This window comes from Rhodoglobus sp. G.S.23 (assembly GCF_056675935.1).
The window spans coordinates 683,417-702,462 of record NZ_CM155237.1 but is presented as its reverse complement, the minus strand read 5'-3'; the positions used below and the strand labels follow the sequence as shown (position 1 = coordinate 702,462).

Genomic DNA, 19,046 nt, shown 5'->3' with positions numbered 1-19,046 from the left:
TCCGACAGAGTGTTCTGAATGATCCGGCCCGACTGCGACCGACTCTAGAAGCTGCGTAGCTGTTATGTAGGATGGCGTCGCAATGACAACGCTTCCCTACCGCTTGTGCAGCAAATCGCAGACCGCTTCCCCGACATCAGCATCGCAGTGCTCTTCGATGGCGCTGCCCGCATCTCCGCCATCAACAGCCCCCTCACCTTAACGTCAGCGGATGCCGCAGAAGCCGCCCGCATCTTGGGCGTTGACCAGGTGGTCGGCCTCCACACCGAAGGGCGGGAACACTTCACCGAAACCCGCGCCGACCTCGAAACTGCGTTCGCGAGGACCGGGTTGCTCGTGGAGATGCCGCGGGGGTTGCGGTGGAGGTTGGGCTTTCCACACGTTCCCAAAGAGCCTAACCGCGTGACAGTTCCTGCGTGTTGTTGGGTGAGTCGCTGTCGCCAAGTAGCGTTCAATTTGTGCGCCATTGCTTCTCCCCCGTTTGCCCTCACTGAGCCGTGAAATCCCGCAGTCCTTGGGTGTCGAAACCACAAGTCAATCGACGCTACGTGCCCTGGAACATCCCGAACACCGCTACTGAGGTGCCTAGAGTGAAAAATACAATGCTGCTAGCTTGAGTGATCAGCACCAATTGTTCCCGTGACCGGGACAAGTTTCCGCGCCCTTTCAGGTTTCAGCGAATCAAGTCAGTCCCCGCGTTTCTCCCGAAGAACATAACACCTCCAACTAGAGCAATCACCGCCCCGACCTCGATCAATTGGGACCCGAGAACAATCGCCATTGCTTAGACATCTCCTAGCTACGCGTATCGACTACAGCGCCGCCTGCTGAGATCACGCACTAATCCACGTAGCAAAGTAATCGATGGTTCAATTGCGGAAAAACCTGGCTACAGCCACCCCTCCCAGAAACGATGCACCGCTGCATACCGTCGCGTAAGCGACTCGTCGACATCTTGATCGATTCCCGGAACGCCAACTACCGTGGGCGAGAATGGCCCAAGAAACCAATGCGTCCTGACTTCGGCTAACCCGCCCTCACCAAACTCTTCAATAGTCTCCACGATTTTAGCGATCTGAGCTTCGACACCATGAGTCGGTTCCCCCTCCTCAATCTCCACGTTTGAACCCACATCCAGTTTGTAGGAGCCATCGAAGAAAACCGCCAACCATGCTCGAATCGAACTCTTCGACGGCGGAACAAAATTAACAAAGACAGGATCACTCTCAGATGTTGGGACCTTAATTTCAACGTGAACTTTGGGAAACCGAGCAGCTACCCGCTCGGCAACCTCCGTGGCGATTTTTGTCCGTGCATTTATTGTCATTTGGTCCAGATCTTCGTTCTCAAAAAGTCCAAATGGCGGTACGTGCTTCGGCCTTTGGAGGGTAGCCACTTTACGGAGAGACGAAATACTGCCATGTCTTTGTGTACGCTCCAACCGAGCTTCACTGCTGCGCCCTGCCGGTTCATTGTGCCACCGGGTTTTGCGGGCGTACCTGTGGTGCCGATACTGTAATTCCCGTGCTTGGCGGCGTCGAGCCCCAAGCGTGGTGATTTTCCCACCGCGGCGGCTACGGAGGGGACACTAACTGTGCCTGCTGCCAGTGCCACGCCAGCCCAGACCGAGCCAAATGTGTAAAAACCATTAGATTGGAATTCGGCCGCTGCGTCAACTGTCCCCTCGCCTCCAATCCCTTTTCGGACAAGACCCGTCAAGCTCGTTTCCCCAGCTAGTAGGCACCACCCGCACATCGTGACTGTGTCGCCAATTCCAATGAATATACTCGCTACGTTCATCCCTATATTGCACGCGACATCATCGTCCCCTGAGCACACCGAACGCCCGCTCAGGTCGAGTTTGTTGACCGGATCCGCCGGATAGTCATAAGCGTTCATCACACCACCTTCAACGGGGTCAACCTCCAAGAAGCGACCCAGCCCGGCGACATGCTGTCTCGACCCCATCTCGATAGTCGCGATCGACCCCTGATGCTCATACAACTTCCGATGCTGCCCCACGAACGCGTAATCCGCGTCCCCCGGCGAGGTATCAGTGACCGCATCATCCGCAACCTCTGTGCCGATGTCGCCAGTGACAGGGTCAATCGGTTGCCCAAACGGATCGAAGGCTGCCCGCACACCAACCCGAGCACCAACATGGTCGGTGAGGATGATCGAACTCCCGTGCATGTTCGGGTATGACCACTTCGCATCCGCCCCCACTGGCAGAGACACACTCACCCCGCCCGGCAATGACAGGGTCTCCTCGATCAGAGCACCGGCACTATCCAGCACTCCGAACATGCCGTCAGCTGCGAAGGTGTAACGGATAACCTCCGGCGACTCGCCCGGTGCTGTCGAGCTGCGCTGAACAATTCGCCCCGTCACATCCCGCAGATATTCGATCACGGTGCCGTCATCCAACACCGTCTTCATGTGCCTGTCAATACCGTCGTAGAACAGTTGCTGATCAGCCAGCCTGGTCGTGTTGCCATGCGCGTCATACGTCAGCGTTGACGCACCCAGATTTGTGGAGAGCAGAGTGTTTGCGCCTGCCGGAGCACCCGCCACCACCGTCGACACCAACCGATCAGAGGCGTCGTAACAGTAGCCAGTGGTGATCGGGGTGCCGGCATCCTTGACATCCGAGAATGACGTGCGGTTCCCGTTACGACCGGCAAGATCACTCGCACCCGCACCACACGTGGTGTCACCGAAACCGTACGACAGCACATGCCTCGGGATGACCGCCTGGGCCAAACGGCCTGCAGCATCGAACGTGTAAGTCGAGGTTTCCGTTCGCGGATCAGCCGCCCACGAATCCGACAGAGTGTTCTGAAGAATTCGACCCGACTGCGACCGCACCACCGAATCCGACACCACCGTGGCATCCGAGAAACTCCAACTGAAACCAGTACCCGCACCAGCCTCATTACGAGTGATGCTGCCCAGACTGCTGCCATTGGCATATGCCACCGACTCCAGAAGCTGTGTAGCCGTGGCATACGACGGCGTCGCAATGGCAACGTCGTTGTGCTTGACCACGGTCACCTTGCCGTCAGCGTCGTACTCGAAAGACTGCTTGCCGGTCACACCGCCAGCACCAGCAGTGACCGTGGTGACCGAAGTCACACGACCCGTCTTCGTCTCGTATTCAGGCGTCGTCACCGTGCCCCACACATCCGTGTACTTCACCGTGCGGCCGAGAAGGTCACTGGTTGCGGTGATGATGCCAGCCGAATCCGTAGTCGTCACAACCATTTCATCGCCGTCAAAGGCATAGGTTGTCGTGGTCGTGCGGGCCGCGGACGAACCGAATGCAGACAGCACACTCGAGGTTGCCCTGCCGCGATCGTCGAAGTAGTTACAGCTCCAACTCGTGTCGCCGGAACGCTTCGTTCCGACCGTGCGCCCCCACAAGTCATAAACGAATTCCGTCACCACGGCACTGCCCACAGCGGGCGTTGCGCCGGTCGAAGTCTTCATGAAGCCGTGCTGCGGTGTACTCAACGGAACCCCACACACCTCAGCCGCGAAACCGGCCTCGGCCAGAGTCTCGGTGTCGCCGTAGTAAACCGAGGAGTTGCCCTCCGACGCGGCCGGCGCGGAGGCCCCTGCCGCGGCAACCGCAGCAGGAAGGTGACGTGTCAGACGACGCAGATACCCGCTTCCGCCCGGAGCTTCGTAACTTTCCGCCGTCGTCAACGCCAACCCGTCGGGGTCAATCGTTGTGCTCGTCGCCGCGCCCAACCACGGGTGCTCATACTGCAGCGAAGTCACGATGTCGGGCACCTGCGCATCAGACAGCCCGCTCGATACCGGTGCTGAATCGTGCACGGTGGTGCGGTTCGCCAGCCCATAATCGGGCGAGAACGCAGAGCCAGGAACCGTTGTCCAAGTCTCCGACCCTGGCACCTTCCACTGCAAATCCAGCTCGGCATTGCCCGTGCGATCCGCATACGCCAGACGGATGCTCTTCGTTTGACCCGCCGTGACGGCAGGAATATCGCGCTCAGCAGAAGTGTGAGCGTTCTCCCCCGCCCAGTCGCCGATCACCAAAATGTCATCGATCCACAACTGCGTCGCATCATCGGCGACGGTGCGGAAGTTGTAGACCCCAGCATCCGGGAACGTGATCAAACCAGTAGCCCGAAGTGACCAATTATCGGTGACTCCCAGCCCTGCCGGTGCTGTTGCGTCCCAGTCCTTGACCAGAGCGCCGCCAGCACCCTCGAGCCCAAAGTTGAAGGCCTTCGGGGCGCCCGACAAAATCGGGTTCGAGTAGAACGCGACGTGCAAACCCTCGAGTGAGTCATCGAACGCGGTCTCGGTATGCGCAGGAACAATTGCACAGGATGGCAACGGCAACCTGTCAACGTCGAAGCAGCTATCTGGCGCTGGACCATAGCTGTCAGTCGCACGATCCTCGCCGTCATAGATCGTTGTCGTCATGAGTCCCGTGGCGTCTGTCGCCGACAGAATCAGGTCGTCAGTGTTCCACACTTGTGATGCGGTGAGCCCCATCGCGGATGTCGCCGTCAGCTGACGCCACGCCGAATCGAACGTGACCGTCTTGGCGTGGGCACCCGAAGGCAGCACAAGCCCGTCAACATCTACATAGGTGCTGCTTCCGTCATAGGTAAACGTCTTCTTAGGACGCTCTCCCGCGGTGGTCCCATCCGGTGCCGGCAAAGTCACCGACGTCGCCTTACCTTCGGCATCGTAGACAATCTCGACCGTCGACTCCGCTGCCGGAGCATTCGACGTCGCCGCGAGCCAGTCGTTAGCTAACGAATCGCGGATGACCGACATGCGGCCCTCGGCGTCGTATCCGAAGCTCGACAGCTCGTTGCCGGGATCAAGAATCGCCGCCAACTGCCCGTTGCTGTTGTAGAACAGACGGGTCGTGTCATCCGCGCCCTCAACATGGCCAGGGTAAATAATGCGGCACAGCATGTTTGCTGGCGGCTCGGCATAGTCGAGACCCGAATCGAACGGGCAGGCGTTTCCTGACAGATCAGTCGAGTCAGTGATCCCTAACCCAACATCGCCAACAACATCACCCGCATAGGCGAAGCGCACCTCGCGAGAGTACGTCGGCGGAGACGTAGCAGGCAGCACCTCAGAAAGCGGGTCAGAAATCCGATCAATCTGACCAGTACCTTCCCGGTAATGCACAATCGGCGTCGCAGGCTTCTGCGAATCTGCAGGACTCGTTACCGACCCCACCTTGCCCTGCGCCGTGAAGGCGTAAACCGTGCCGTCGTCTTCGGTGAGAATGACCAACCCCGCACCATCCACCGAGAGCACACCGTACTCACCCTTCGGCGTTGTGTACCCGCCCGACGACTTCTTGGCATAAATATGCACAGAACCCGAGATGTCAGTGAGCGTCACCGATGACTCGGTGACCGTCGCCGAAGCGTAAACACCAGAATTACCATTCACCGGAGCGGAACCGTTCCAACCAAAGGGAAGCAGCGGGATCTCAGTGGTGAACCAGTCCGGTGGTACCGGAATAGCGGCAGCACCGTTGAATTTCACGAGAAGCTGAACGCTCGAATTGGCTGCAGCTTCGTAGTAGTCGAGTTGGAATCGTGCAGGCACACCCGCCGTCAGCGAAATCGGGGTGCCCGTTGTTTCTGCAAAGCCGTTTGTCCAAGCGTTGATCAGCTGGGTGTCGGCGACTCGCAGTGTGACCCCGTCATCAGCCTTGATGACGAACTCATAGCTGCCGGTGCCTCCCGTCGGCGGAGTGATGTAACCCGTCCAGCGAGCCAAGAAATTATCTATGGGAACAGCCGGTGCCGGAGATTCAGCCGCCCAATCAAAAGACACCGCCGGATCCGTGCGAACAAGCACTGGTAGCTTGTCGTCGAAATCAAACTCTGGGGTGGATGTTGGTGACGCTTTCGCAGTGAAGTAGCTGCCAATGAGACCCTTCTTCGATGAAGGCGACCGCAGCGAGTTGTACGCAAACGACATACCCATCGGCCCACCAACAGTCGACACCATCGGCGACGTGAAGCCCAGGCTCACATTACCGTTGGCGAGGTTGACCGAGACGGGACCCGCAGCATCGGTCGGAGCAGGACCCGCAGAGCCGATGCGCTGATCAACCTTGAACGAATTGACCCACGCCCCGTCGAGATCAACGTCGATACCATCACTTGTCAGGGCAACCCACGTGTACGTGCCACCATCTTGGAGCGTGCCCGCAGGCACTGTCCACGTCGGAGCGCTCAACCATCCCGAGGAGATGATCGCGCCCGACTTTCCATCGGTGCCCGTCGCAATACGGAATTGGTACTCCACCGTTGCGCCCTCAGCGTCAACTACTGTGTCTGTGCTCAGCGTCGGGGTCAGCGAAACCAGCACAGCATCGTCGACGGGTGCCGCGGAAACGTGGTCCGGAGTCGGAGCCGGAAAGTTAGTGGTGAATGATCGCGTTGACGACGACCGGATTGTGGAAGTGCCGAGGTGGCCGTTGTAGCCGTCCCTAACGTAAGCCTTCCAGTAGTAGGTCGTGCCCGCATCCAACTGATCCTGCGGAGGCACCTGCTGCTGTGCCGTAGTCGACCACGGCGACGTGAACACCGTGCTCGCCTCAACGTTGCTCGTCGTGCCGACCTTGTATTGGTATGCCAAACCCTGCCCGCCCGGATCACTACCCGTGACCTTGAAAGTGGGCATCACCGGGGCACCAACAGCCCCGTTAGCCGGTGTCGGCGCAGCAAACCCTGACACAGATGGGTAGTTCTTCCAAGCGATTGCTAACGCTGTGTCGAGTTGCTTATAGGTGTAGTTCGAGCTTTCATCCCCACGGATATTCAGCGCGCCACTGGTTCCTCCAGCATTAACTACGTTCGAGTAGAACTGTGCGATAGGAGTGGCGGAAGTGCTCCCCGAACCAGAACCTATTGAGAATGACCCAAGAGTTGGGCCATAGCAGTTGTAACCCCAACACTGGTTGGCGGTGATTTTTTGGGTACGTGTCGTTGTTGTGCCATAGCCGCCATATGCCCCAGCAAACGTCGCAGCTAAGACCTGCTTCCCCGCCAGCGTAGGGAACCTATATGTCGCACCAGTGCGCCAGAAGGTGTTCCCGTTGCTGCGCGAATTTCCTACCTGAACAGCGTCCGTGCGAATGTAGCCATCGGATTTGTAAGCTCGCAGGGAAGAAACCCCCACGCTGAGCGTGGGGTCGACCATCACGGGGTATTCGCGGTCCGGTGCCGCGAGCCACTTGGGGTCAGCAGATAGCTGCAGTCGCCACTTGTTGCCGACTTGGCTCAGCTTCGTGTCGAGGTTGATCAGCGAAGGCTCACGGACTTCTTCGATACCGGATGAGTCCCAAGCGATCGGCGCAGGAATGTGAAATTTGGTGACACCCTCCTTGTCAAGGAACACGATTTCGCGGAACTCGTTTACTTCCAAGGTGAGACCAGGTGCGGATACTATCCACGACCACGACGATTCAGCCTTCGACGGGATTTCGTTCAACACGAGCGTCTCTTTGACTGAACCGGCTTCGACGTCGTACTGAAGATCAACATCGTCAAAAACGTCGTGGTACTCGACACTGCTCGGGTCCGCTAGCCGACGGTTCGCAATCGGACGAGACATCCGACTGTCAGCAGAACCTTCGAGAGCAAACGAAACTCTGTAGCCATCACGCGCAACTTCGAGCACCGCATCATCATCGGCTTCGTTGCCGAAAGTTGGCTTTAGCGGATGCTCGTCTGCGCCCCAGCGGCCAGCCTCCCAATCGGTGACATCAGTCGAAAGTTCGGCCCAGTTTCCGTCCGGCGTGCGAACGTTCAGCGGAACAAGCGAAAGCTCCGACACGTTGGTGCCGTCTTCGAGGCGGTAGGTCGTTTCAAACTCGGTCCGTGACACAACATCAGTAGCTGCCGGGTCAAATTCATCTAGGTCAACTTGTGTAGGCCTCGGTGCCGACTTAGCCAACCCTCTGCTCGTTGCTTCATTGAGCGGCCCACTCGACGCCTCATCGAAGCGGCCCGCGGGAAACTCTGTAGCGTCTGGCACAACCGTTGGCGAATCGATTGCCGGAATGAGCTCGATCGACTTGGCGAGGTCAGCAGGTGCGGCCGCCGCTTGCTGCACGGGCTGGATCAAAGTCACAACTAACACCAAAGAGGTAGTCATGGCCATGACGAAGAATAGGGACCAACGAACAGAGAGAAGCAAAGCAACACCTTCGGATGGCGGTACCCATGACCCTCGGGGAGGACATGGGGGCGAGTCCACGCGAATGGTTGCCAATCGAGAAGCTATCGCTAATGAGATTTCCTCCGCTGTCCGCATTAATGAGGACAGCCCAGCTTTCCTTGGCCCCAGTTCAGGGGTGCACCGTCGACCTCCAACAGTGTCGAAGTCGGGCGATTTGGGCCAGCATAGTGCGCCATCGGGCCACCCCCGATTCGCACGAAGGTGGAGCGAAGCGCTTCAAAGCTAAAACTACTACCAGCGAATCAACAAAGCACCTAAGACGATAAAACGGGGCATCTCCGTGTTAGATGCCCAAGAAGACAAACACAACGCCGGCCAGGAGAGACAGCATCCCCAACGCTCCCCCGACCACCGCGAAGAATACCCCCACCCGGCGCCACCGACGCTCGTGCATCCGACGCGCAAACCACAACCAACCCAACTTCTCGGAGCCCTCGCGACGCCTTATCGCGAAAGCGTCTCGATCGCGCTGGAGAAGCACCCGCTTCACTCCAGTTCGCTCCACAAATTCGGAGAGCGCGCGGCCGTTGCTATAGCCCAACGAGGTATCGAACTCCCAGCGAAGACCATGCTCATCGACGAGTGCCATAGTCATCATCCGCACCTTAGATGGAGATTTCTGCCCGCGCTTGCTCATGATTCCTCCTGCGCTCGAGTCTAGTGAGGAGCGATCTCGGCAGTGATCGTGGACAGTCCAGCGAGCGGGAGCATCCGGAATTACATGAGCTAACCAAAATATGTTTTCCAAGCTATATTTGGGAGAAAGAAGAGCGGTGATCACTATGGCAAATGCATCCACGTTGATCCGTGCTGCCCGAAAAAGTCGTCGCCTAACCCAGGAGCAGCTCGCTTCCCGCTCCTCGATCGATCAGGGCAGCGTTTCTCGCTCTGAACGGGGGCGCGATGCAAGCTTCGACACCATCGATCGCCTTTTAGCTGGAGCAGGGCACCGGTTGTATTCGGCACCCACTCGCCGGGACGACGCGGCAACCGCCGCTACCGAAATCCGTCACCAGCTCGCTGCCGGCGACAAAGACAGGGCGCTTCGGGCCTTGCTGCAGCTCAACGACAATCTTGTGGCCGAGCACGGACTGATTCGCGGAGTCCTCGGGCTTGCCGAGCCCGAGTCGACTCGAGACCCGGTGTGGGATGCCGCACTAGCGGCGCTTGTAGCGTGGCGTCTCTCCGACGAGGGCATTCCTCTGCCGCAGTGGGTTGATCTCCCCAACCGGTTCCTCATCAGCCACGGGACCCTTGAAGTGGACCCCGCAGACCCTGTTGCTCCACTCGCAGAAGTCCCCACCGAGTTCGCTAAACGCGGCGTTCTTGCGTGGCGCGACACGTTCAAGAGCGTGTAGTCGTGGCAACCACTCTCGGCGATGAAATTGCGCGCCAACCGCCCCGGTCGCGACACCCGCGACATCCGACTACTCCTGAGCTTGTGCGAGATCAGCTCCCTCGACGACGCTGACGAGTTGTACGAGGAGTTCTACCCGGGTGACAGCCTCGACCCCCGAGCGGTATCGATGGTGACCGCGATACTCGCCGATGGGAAAAGCGACACCCCGCCGCCGGGTCCGATCAACCTATGAAGCTAATTAAGCGAATTGCCGTCACGTTTCAATGGTGAATTCAAGTTTGCTCGCACCTTCAAACTGCTTGCCAACGTTGGCCTTTCACTGGAATGTCTGCGGGATTTCTCGCAGCGGTGAGAAATCACCTTTGAACACGTCGAGCTCAAAAAGTTCATCGAACTGATCCACGTTCAACGTGGCGGAAACCCACATGCCGTCAACATCAAAGAAAGTTACCTCCGCTACTTGATCCTCGAAACGTCGTTCGAGCGAAGGAGGGCCGATCGCCAAGCTGCCCATACCGCCATCGTTCATTAACGCAACGGTCAGCGCTGAGAGGGTGGCAAGCGAACCCGAGAACCGCGGGGTTCGTTTGACCAAAGCACGCAAAAGCCGCAGTTCTGCCTCGGTCGGGGATCGATAAGTCAGTTCCAGCGAAAGCAGCGCATTTTCGACTAGGGCATGTTGGCCAGACACTGCTGACCGTGCGCCGAACCGCTCTCTCGCCAAGTGAGACAGCATCCAACGCATGGTTCCGATTCTGTGGCGCTTTGCTCCCCGTATTGCATGAGAGACACCAGAAGTCTCATCGACCGAATCGGCGGCCTGAGCTTTCTTTATCGAGCTGGCAAGAAACTCTTTCGCTTTGCGTTTCGTCCATTCCAGGCGCCCTGTGAAAATGAGCTCGAATGCCACATCAAACGGGTCCCCGGGTGGGGCCAACGTTGGCAACTGCGCCAAATGCTGCGCGATCTCTACTGTTTCCAAAAACCGCCGCTGTGCGTCGAAACAGTCTGACAGCTTGAGCCAATTCAGCACCCAATCTGGCCGAGCTTCGACCGCGAGCTCAGCCCATTTGGTTTCTCGCCCATTCGGGTCTTCGAGCATCGAGCTATCCCACCAGCCCGACAAAACCGCCGCGCGAGTTGCCGCTCCGGCCACGATCGCCGGGTCGTCGTGAGAAAGAAGCTTCGAGAGCACATCGATCACATGAGCATTTTGCTCGTCCGTCCAAATGTCGTTGATAGCTGCGAAGCTAGCCGCAATAGTGAGCAATGCCGATTGTTCCCACTCGCGCGAAGGCACGTCGAAGGGCTGCTCCGCCGCTACTGCGATCAGCACCTCACGCTCTCGGCTCGTCGGAGGAACCCGCAACGATGTGCTCATAGTTCGACTCCAACCTTCCGGATGCTTAGGCGCGCCAATTACCGCGGCTCGGGCACCACTTTGTGCCACCAAAAATACCGCTTCTGAGGCAACCTCGAAATGCCCCGTTGTGGGCAGCCCACGGCAAGTGAGCCTTCGGGCCCGACACCTAGCTGGCGCCCGCCATGACTGAGTTACCACGTAGCTGAGAACAGACCCCACAGCCTAAAACCTGTAACCCCGGCAAGTCCTTTAGTTCCGATTACCTCTAGGTGCTCGACGATCTCATCGACAGTATCGCCTGAGTCGTCGCTCACGCTGCCGCCCTCAAAGTGAAAGTGAGAGCCAACATTGAGAACATAGGAGCCGTCGTAGGCCACGAATACTTCGGCATAAGCAGCCCGAGGGTTTGAGGGGCAGAATTCGACGGCAACTCCGTGGAACATCTCCGATGGACCGTGGAAATTAATGCGCACACGGGGAAAGCGCACGTCGACCCGCTGCACCACGTCGGTCGCGATACTCCGCGCGAAACTGTAGTCCACGCCATTGTCTGGTGGTTGCTTATTCATTAGATAGCTCTTTGTTTGCGAATAGCCCAGCGCCCTCGGTATTTAGGAACAGGAACACTCCAAGCAGAAGTAGGGGGCCGCGATATGGAAGAGCGAACTGAAACCACGAAGTCATCGGTCTCAGTTACCCCTACCTTGCGTTCTCCAGTCCCGGCTTGCTTGAGAGTTCACTCCCATGCAATTTCGACTTTCCAGCCTGCGAAACCGAAAACCTTCACAAGCCGTTCTACAACCAGCGAGCGTGGCCGCGATGCGGTATCCGGGATTGTGTTCGCATAAACCACCACTGATATCCCTCGCGCCGCGAGCGGTTCAGAAAAGATGCGCAGTTCCCCCTCTGAATCGCAGTACCGGGTCTGAGTGCGCGCCGAGAGGATCACCGAATAGCCCTGCGAAGAAGTCACCTTTGATCGCAACCAATTCTTCGTGAACCGCTCCTGATCCTCCGCCATCATGGTGCTGAGTATTGCAGAGGGAAGCGGCCACACATCACGAGCGCGCGCACTTCCACGAGTTTTTGCCAGTCGATCTAGGCGCTGAGCGACGGATTCCCGCTCAGGCGAATAACCACTGGCCAGTCGCTTGTGCGTCGCGCACGAATTCTGGGCTGAAGCCATGGCGACCTTGCACCACGACCGAAACATCTTCGATTTGCAACAGATCCGCATCCTCCTCAACTGTACGGACTTTGGTCAGCAGGATGCTTTGCAAGGCAGACATCATGCGGATCACCCCCAACGACGTCACGCTTCCGATGCTCGAAAGTTCGAGTCCCCGAAGCGAGGTGTAGTTAGGCAGCGCCTCCAAGTCGAGCGAACTGGGGCCGTCAATGCTGAGTGTTTCGAGGTGCTGGGGATGGCGAATCACCGGAACCGCGCGAAGGTTGCCGGTGTGAACGATTGACAAGGTGGTGAGCGGGCCCTCTATCTCTTCGACCAGATGAGGAAGCGCCGGGTACAACGTGAGCTCAGTCAACGAAGTGCGCGCGGCCAGCGTTTCAAAATTTTTGTGAGGCCCAAAGTAGGTTGTGAGATTCTCCAACCTGCTGAGATCGACGGGACACACGAGGTTGCCCGAATAACTCAATTCTTCCAAGCGGATCAACGACTCGATCGCACGGGCATCCGTGGGGCCAATCGCACTCACGTCAAGATGAGTAAGGGAATCAGCAAACTTCACGAGACCATCGAGAGCAGCAACCTCGTGAGGAACACTAGCGAGGCGTAACCCCAGCCCCTCCCTCTTGATCGTCGCAATTTCAGACCGCGAAGGAAACTGGCCGAATTCGAAAACCGCATATTCCACGCCGTTGCGGGGCGAGGTTATCCTCAACATTTTCGCGCTCAGTCCTCGGACTGCTTCGAGGCGGAATCGCTAGATGACTCGACGCGAGCGGAGGCCCTCGACCGCAGCGCGCGAGAACTTGGGGCACTCATCTAATTCCTTAGGCTGAGTTTTGTAGATCGAGCTGACCGCATCCGCGACCAGAAGCCGAACCACACGACACCGACAACGGCCAAGGTGATCGGTAGCCACGTGGGGAACGTGGTGCCGAGGGACTCTCTCACAAACCAGGTCGAGAGCACTGCGGTTGCCAGCAGGAAGGTGCTCAAGCCCAATGCCACCGTGGTGCTGTTGAGACGGTCGCCGGTGCTGAGGATGGCACGGAGGCCAAGCCCTACAGCGACCGACACCAGCCCTACGATGCTTCCGCCGATGATCCCGAAGAATAGCGATGCAGGCAGGAACCTCGTGAACGCCTCAGTTCCCCAGTACTCGCTGATGAGGGCGAGCGCAAAAACTGCCCCAACGACCGCACCGAACAGCGATCCGTAGAGCGCAACGACCCACGGGCCTACGTTGAGCGTTCGTCGGATTCCGCGGATCACTCACTTAATGTAGCGGCAGCAGCGTCCAGCGCGAAGCATCCGGAGGCGTGAAAATCACCGCCGCCCTCTCTGGCGTACTTATGCAGGCTGCTCGAAACGAGCCCACGGGCCGTCCGCGGCGACGCGTGAGGCAATGTGGGGTTGGTCGCCATCGCTTTCCCACCCCGAGGGATGCTGAATGGGTACATCAATCCTGAGGCCGAGAAACAACTCGCGGCGGGCAACATTCTGCAGGTGCGCCGGAGCCCACTCGATGTCGAGATCGCGTACGGTTGCGACTCCGAGGCCGTCTTCCGCAAAGAATAGTTCGTCGTCGCCGCCGGGGCCGCCTCCGGCAATGACTATGTCCCACATGCGCTCAGCGACGGGAAAGACATTAAGAAGACCCGAAAACAGGTACAGCCCCTGATACTCACCGGCACGACAGAAGCCCACTGTCGGCAGCAACGGAATAGGGAAATTCGCTCGATCCTCATCAGTCACGGGAGCAAAATTCGAGCGTTCATCGCTGAAGGAAGCGCGCGGCGGTCGCCGGGACAGCATCCTCCACGAAGCACGAACTCTGAGCCCGAGAGCGAGCGGCTGGCCGAAAAGATCCACAGCGCTATCCACCACAACAATCGGAAGTCGGAAAAGCCTCGACGTGCGGGTCGACCAATGGCCAGCAAGGTATGCCAGCGCGGCCTGGAAATATTGCGCCAGGTACTCCCGCAGGGTTTCGTCTGAGGCGAGATCATTCGCCTGCGCGTGATAAAAACCACCCGAGACCTCCAACTGAAACCAGCCGGCCGCATCCACGGAAACGATCGCGTACTCATCGCGGTTCGACAGCGAGGTGAGCTGGAGAAAAGTCTCATCGTTGGGGTGCACTCCCCCAATACCGACCTCGGCGTGCACGCCCACAGCTGACGCAGCAAGCTCCTTCAGAAGCGCGAGTATCGCAGAACGATCCATGCTGCCTCCTCTATCTAGCCCATACTGGCGTTCGGCGTCGTCGCGGCGCAAGAGGCAGTACTTCAGCAGCCACAACCCACAACACAGGCCGACACCCGCTCACCGAACCGAGTGAGGATGCCGGCCTGTGCCAGAAACGAAAAGTGCGCCCTAGAAGGTAGCTTCGTCGGGGTTCGCACCTACACGCTGGTCGCGGTCGATCGCATCAATCGATGCCATCTCATCCGCGGAAAGCTCGAAGCCGAAGACATCGAAGTTCTCAGCCATACGCTCGCGCGAGTTCGACTTGGGGAACACGATGATGCCGTTCTGCAGGTGCCAACGAATGGCAACCTGAGCGGGTGAAACACCGTGTGCTTCAGCAGCAGACTGGAGAGCAGTCTCACCAAACAGGTCATACTTGCCCTGGCCGAGAGGGCCCCACGCCTCAATGTGCATACCCAGTTCTGCCCCATACGCGCGCAAGTCACGCTGTGCGAAAGCGGGGTGCAGCTCGATCTGGTCAACCGCAGGAACAGTGTTGCTGCCCGCGATGATCTTCTCAAGGTGAGGGCGGTGGAAGTTGCTGACACCAATCGAACGCGCCTTGCCCTCTTGTTTCAGCTGCTCAAGCGTGAGCCAGCTGTCAAGGTAGCGGTCAAGGTCGGGGCGGGGCCAGTGGATGAGGTACAGATCCACATAGTCGAGGCCCAACTTCTCGAGGCTGAGATCCATGGCATCGCGAGCAGAGTCTGTGCCCTGGTCGCTGTTCCACAGTTTCGTCGTAATGAAGAGTTCTTCGCGCGGGATTCCCGACGCTTTAATGGCGTTGCCGACGCCCTGCTCGTTGCCGTAAATCATGGCGGTGTCGAGGTGGCGGTAGCCAACCTCGAGTGCGTCGGTGACGATGCGCTCGGTCTCCTCGGGGTCCACTTTGAAGACACCGAAGCCGAGCTGGGGGATGAAATTTCCGTCGTTCAGTTCAATCTGGGGAACAGTCATATCCCCATCTTGCCACTCACGACTGACGGTTCCATCCCCGCGCGTCAAGCTCCTAGCTAATGTGCCGCTCATCGACTCCCGAGTAGGCAGCAAGCGGGCGGATGAGCGCATTGGATGCCGCCTGCTCCATGATGTGGGCGGTCCAGCCGGTGATTCGCGCAGCAACGAACAGCGGCGTAAACATGTCGGTATCGAAGCCGATGAGGTTGTAGGCGGGGCCACTCGGGTAATCAAGATTGGGCTTGATGTTCTTGCGGCTCGTCATTGCCGTTTCGAGGGCGTCATACATGGCAAGCATGTCAGGGCGGTCGAATTCGGCAACGAGGGTTTCAAGCGCAGCCTTCATGGTGGGCACTCGTGAGTCGCCGTTCTTGTACACCCGGTGGCCGAATCCCATAATTTTGCGCTTCTCAGCAAGGGCATTCTCGAGCCACGCTTCCGCATTTTCTGCTGAGCCGACCTCATCGAAAACGTGCATAACAGCCTCGTTCGCGCCACCGTGCAGTTGACCCTTGAGAGCACCAATTGCTGCCGTGACGGCACTGTAGAGATCGCTGAGCGTGCTCGTCACCACACGACCGGTGAAAGTCGACGCGTTGAAGGAGTGCTCGGCATACAGAATCATCGACACATCAAAAGCGTTGACAATAACGAGGTCAGGAACCTCGCCGAACGTCATGTGCAAAAAGTTGGCCGAATAGCTGAGGTCATCCCGCGGCTCAACAAGTTCCTGATCGCGACGACGACGCTGGTCGTAGGCGATGATCGCCGGCAGCTTGGCAAACAGAGTGAGCGAGCGCTGAAGATTGAGTTCTTCATCAACCATGCTCGCGGGGTCAGTGAGGGTGTCGTCCAAGGCACCGATCACGCTGACCGCGGTGCGAACGACATCCATCGGATGCGCGGAAAGAGGCAACTCGTCAATGACGCGCTTGGTGTGCGCGTCGAGGTGGCGCTGCGCACGCTCCACATTCTGGAACTCCTCTAGCTGCTCATCTGTGGGCAACTCACCGTGCCACAGCAGATACGCAACCTCTTCAAAGGTGCACTTCTCGGCCAGTTCTTGCACGGGGTAGCCGCGGTACAGCAACGAGTTGGTCTCGGGGTTCACCTTCGAGATCGCAGTCGTGTCGGCGACGACGCCGGCCAAACCTTTACGAATCTCGGTTTCAGGGGTTCCTGTTAGGTCAGTCATGGTGCTCCTCGGTAGTGGTATCGAGTCAAAGTTGTGAGTGTGGTTAGTAGGGGTGGGCGGTAATTGGTGTGGTTCTGAAGTTAGTAATGGCCATCGAGCGTGAAGTTGAACACTGACGAATCAAACGAGTTGTAGCTCTCATAGTCGAGCAGTTCATACAGGCGAGCCCTCGTCTGCATTTCGGCCACGACAGACTGCTGGGTGCCGTCGGCGTTGATTGCATCGAGGGTGCGCTCTGCAGCACCCATTGCACTACGCAACAGGGTTACGGGGTAAATAACAATGTTTACGCCGATATTGCTCAATTGCGTTGTCGTGAAAAGTTCGCTCTTACCAAACTCTGTCATGTTTGCGAGGATCGGAACATCCACGACCTTACGCATCGCCTCGAACTCACCGAGATCCTTCATGGCCTCGGGGAAGATTGCGTCAGCACCCGCATCAACTAATTGCTTGGCACGGTCCATTGCGGCATCCAAACCATCAACGGCGCGGATGTCGGTGCGAGCCATGATCAGCAGGTTGGGGTCGCGGCGTGCATCGGCAGCCGCTCGGATGCGCTTGAGGGCGGTATCCGTGTCGACAACGGCTTTGCCGTCGAGGTGTCCGCAACGCTTCGGATTGACCTGATCTTCGATGTGGAGGCCCGAGACCCCCGCATCTTCGAGAGTCTGCACGGTGCGAGCCACATTCATGGGCTCACCGAAACCGGTGTCGGCATCGACGAGTGTCGGGAGGTCGGTCATCCGCGAAATCTGTTGCGAACGACCAGCCACCTCTGTGAGCGTCGTCAGGCCGATGTCGGGCAACCCGAGGTCGGCACTGATAACCGCACCCGAAATGTAGACGCCGTCGAAACCCTTGTCTTGGATGAGGCGAGCACTCAACGGGTTGAACGCACCGGGCACGCGCAGCAGTTCGCCGCTCGCCAGACGCTCACGGAACTGCGCACGCTTGGTTGCTGGGTCTGTTTGGGCATACAGCATTAGAAAATTCCTTTAGCGGTGGTGGCGGGGAAGTTGCCGCGTACGGTCAGTTCTCCCAGTTCGGATGCCGACAGTTCGGGCAGTCGCACGGCCGCGGCCAAGAAGCGTTCAATTTCGTCGCTCGCGAGCACACCATCCGCGAGGGTGCGGAACTTGGTGATGTACTGCTCGCGGGCGAAGGGTCGAGCACCGAGCGGATGCGCGTCAGCAACGGCAATTTCTTCGACGATGCGGCTGCCGTCGGTCATCTCGATCTCGACGCGACCACCAAACGCCTTCTCGGCGGGGTCGATCGAGTGGTAGCGACGCGTCCATTCGGTGTCTTCTTGAGTCGTGACGCGCTTCCACAGCGCAACCGTGTCTGCGCGGTTGGCTCGCTCGGGAGCGTAGCTGTTGACGTGGTGCCACTCCTGGTCCTGCAGGGCAACCGTGAAAATGTACGGAATGGAGTGGTCGAGCGTTTCGCGGCTCGCGTTGGGGTCGTACTTCTGCGGGTCGTTGGCACCCGAACCGATCACGTAGTGCGTGTGGTGGCTCGTGTGCAGCACGATGCGGTTGATGTTTTCTTCGACCAGCTCTGGATGCTCGCGCCCCAGTTTGCGGGCGAGGTCGATCCACGCCTGCGCCTGATACTCGGCCGAGTGCTCCTTCGTGTACGAGTCGAGGATCGCGGTGCGCGGCTCCCCCAGCTCAGGCAGCGGAACCTCGTAGTGCGCGTCTGGGCCGTCGAGCATCCACGCGATCACGCCGTCTTCGCCCTCGTAAATCGGGGTGGGGCTGGTCTGGCCACGCATGGCACGGTCAACTGCTTCGACGGCCATCTTGCCGGCGAAAGCGGGAGCGTGCGCCTTCCACGTGGAGATCTCACCCTTGCGCGACTGACGCGTGGCGGTGGTCGTGTGGAGTGCTTGGCCAACAGCCTGGAAAATGGTTTCGGTGTCGAGACCGAGGAGGGTTCCGATGCCAGCGGCAGCGCTCGGGCCGAGGTGAGCAACGTGGTCAATCTTGTGCTTGTGCAAGCAGATCGCCTTCACGAGGTCGATCTGGATTTCGTACCCCGTGACGATCCCGCGCAGCAGGTCAGCACCCGTGCGGCCCGTGTGCTGAGCAACAGCCAAGATCGGCGGGATGTTGTCGCCCGGATGCGAATAATCGGCGGCCAAAAAAGTGTCGTGATAGTCGAGCTCGCGAACCGCAACACCGTTAGCCCACGCAGCCCACTCCGGGCTCACGCGCTCGTCGGAGCCAAACACGGTGGCTCCCGGCGTGTAGGGGTGACGCTCGGCCTGCGCACGCGCAGCAACCACCGGCGCACGCGTGAGGGACGCGGTAGCAACCGCAGCATTGTCAATCACACGGTTGATTACCATGTCGGTCACGGCATCCGTTGGTTCGAGCTGTTCGGCAGCGATCGCGGCAATCTTGTGGGCAAGTTGGTCTTCGCGAGCGAGGTTCTCGTCGCTGCGGTAAACGCGGAGGGCGTGATCTTTCAC

The 19,046-nt window shown here is 58.7% G+C and carries 15 protein-coding genes; 3 read left to right on the top strand and 12 right to left on the bottom strand.

What is annotated here, in order from left to right:
• Nucleotides 1-105: 105 nt before the first annotated feature.
• On the top strand, nucleotides 106-501 hold the full coding sequence (locus tag AC1ENN_RS03350; protein WP_480406668.1) for a hypothetical protein: 396 nt from the start codon (nucleotides 106-108) through the stop codon (nucleotides 499-501).
• A 388-nt stretch (nucleotides 502-889) separates the two neighbouring features.
• On the opposite strand, the gene AC1ENN_RS03345 is transcribed toward AC1ENN_RS03350, so the two are convergent.
• From AC1ENN_RS03345 to AC1ENN_RS03335, 3 genes are all read right to left on the bottom strand, one after another.
• Complete coding sequence (locus AC1ENN_RS03345) at nucleotides 890-1,327, bottom strand: hypothetical protein (RefSeq protein ID WP_480406667.1); 438 nt, start codon at nucleotides 1,325-1,327, stop codon at nucleotides 890-892.
• Nucleotides 1,324-8,148, bottom strand: a complete 6,825-nt coding sequence (locus AC1ENN_RS03340; protein ID WP_480406666.1) for a PA14 domain-containing protein — start codon at nucleotides 8,146-8,148, stop codon at nucleotides 1,324-1,326. The genes AC1ENN_RS03345 and AC1ENN_RS03340 overlap by 4 nt, the downstream gene beginning before the upstream one ends.
• A gap of 391 nt (nucleotides 8,149-8,539) precedes the next feature.
• Nucleotides 8,540-8,893, bottom strand: a complete 354-nt coding sequence (locus AC1ENN_RS03335; RefSeq protein WP_480391804.1) for a hypothetical protein — start codon at nucleotides 8,891-8,893, stop codon at nucleotides 8,540-8,542.
• Nucleotides 8,894-9,038: 145 nt separating this feature from the next.
• On the opposite strand from AC1ENN_RS03335, the gene AC1ENN_RS03330 reads away from it, so the two are divergent.
• Together AC1ENN_RS03330 and AC1ENN_RS03325 are read left to right on the top strand one after the other, a co-directional pair.
• Complete coding sequence (locus AC1ENN_RS03330) at nucleotides 9,039-9,614, top strand: helix-turn-helix domain-containing protein (RefSeq protein ID WP_480406665.1); 576 nt, start codon at nucleotides 9,039-9,041, stop codon at nucleotides 9,612-9,614.
• A 21-nt stretch (nucleotides 9,615-9,635) separates the two neighbouring features.
• On the top strand, nucleotides 9,636-9,848 hold the full coding sequence (locus tag AC1ENN_RS03325; RefSeq protein ID WP_480391803.1) for a hypothetical protein: 213 nt from the start codon (nucleotides 9,636-9,638) through the stop codon (nucleotides 9,846-9,848).
• An 84-nt stretch (nucleotides 9,849-9,932) separates the two neighbouring features.
• Here AC1ENN_RS03325 and AC1ENN_RS03320 read toward each other — a convergent pair whose 3' ends face one another.
• The 9 genes from AC1ENN_RS03320 to AC1ENN_RS03280 form a co-directional block, all read right to left on the bottom strand.
• Nucleotides 9,933-10,997, bottom strand: a complete 1,065-nt coding sequence (locus AC1ENN_RS03320; protein ID WP_480406664.1) for a DUF6984 family protein — start codon at nucleotides 10,995-10,997, stop codon at nucleotides 9,933-9,935.
• A gap of 173 nt (nucleotides 10,998-11,170) precedes the next feature.
• The gene (locus AC1ENN_RS03315; RefSeq protein WP_449648232.1) at nucleotides 11,171-11,548 is read right to left on the bottom strand and encodes a hypothetical protein; all 378 of its coding nucleotides are present in this window, start codon (nucleotides 11,546-11,548) and stop codon (nucleotides 11,171-11,173) included.
• Between the two features lie 555 nt (nucleotides 11,549-12,103).
• Nucleotides 12,104-12,883, bottom strand: coding sequence for a hypothetical protein (locus AC1ENN_RS03310; RefSeq protein WP_449648234.1), 780 nt, complete (start codon nucleotides 12,881-12,883; stop codon nucleotides 12,104-12,106).
• Nucleotides 12,884-12,984: 101 nt separating this feature from the next.
• A complete protein-coding gene (locus AC1ENN_RS03305) occupies nucleotides 12,985-13,437 on the bottom strand; it encodes a hypothetical protein (protein WP_480406663.1) in 453 nt (150 codons plus the stop codon).
• 78 nt (nucleotides 13,438-13,515) lie between these two features.
• Nucleotides 13,516-14,391 (bottom strand): hypothetical protein, encoded by an 876-nt coding sequence (locus AC1ENN_RS03300; RefSeq protein ID WP_480406662.1) that lies wholly within the window; start codon nucleotides 14,389-14,391, stop codon nucleotides 13,516-13,518.
• A gap of 150 nt (nucleotides 14,392-14,541) precedes the next feature.
• On the bottom strand, nucleotides 14,542-15,372 hold the full coding sequence (locus AC1ENN_RS03295; RefSeq protein WP_480406661.1) for an aldo/keto reductase: 831 nt from the start codon (nucleotides 15,370-15,372) through the stop codon (nucleotides 14,542-14,544).
• Nucleotides 15,373-15,424: 52 nt separating this feature from the next.
• Entirely contained in the window at nucleotides 15,425-16,567 is a 1,143-nt protein-coding gene (locus tag AC1ENN_RS03290) for a bifunctional 2-methylcitrate synthase/citrate synthase (RefSeq protein WP_480406660.1), read from the bottom strand.
• An 80-nt stretch (nucleotides 16,568-16,647) separates the two neighbouring features.
• A complete protein-coding gene (gene prpB / locus AC1ENN_RS03285; protein ID WP_480406659.1) occupies nucleotides 16,648-17,553 on the bottom strand; it encodes a methylisocitrate lyase in 906 nt (301 codons plus the stop codon).
• Nucleotides 17,553-19,046, bottom strand: a complete 1,494-nt coding sequence (locus AC1ENN_RS03280) for an MmgE/PrpD family protein (protein ID WP_480391796.1) — start codon at nucleotides 19,044-19,046, stop codon at nucleotides 17,553-17,555. The genes prpB and AC1ENN_RS03280 overlap by 1 nt, the downstream gene beginning before the upstream one ends.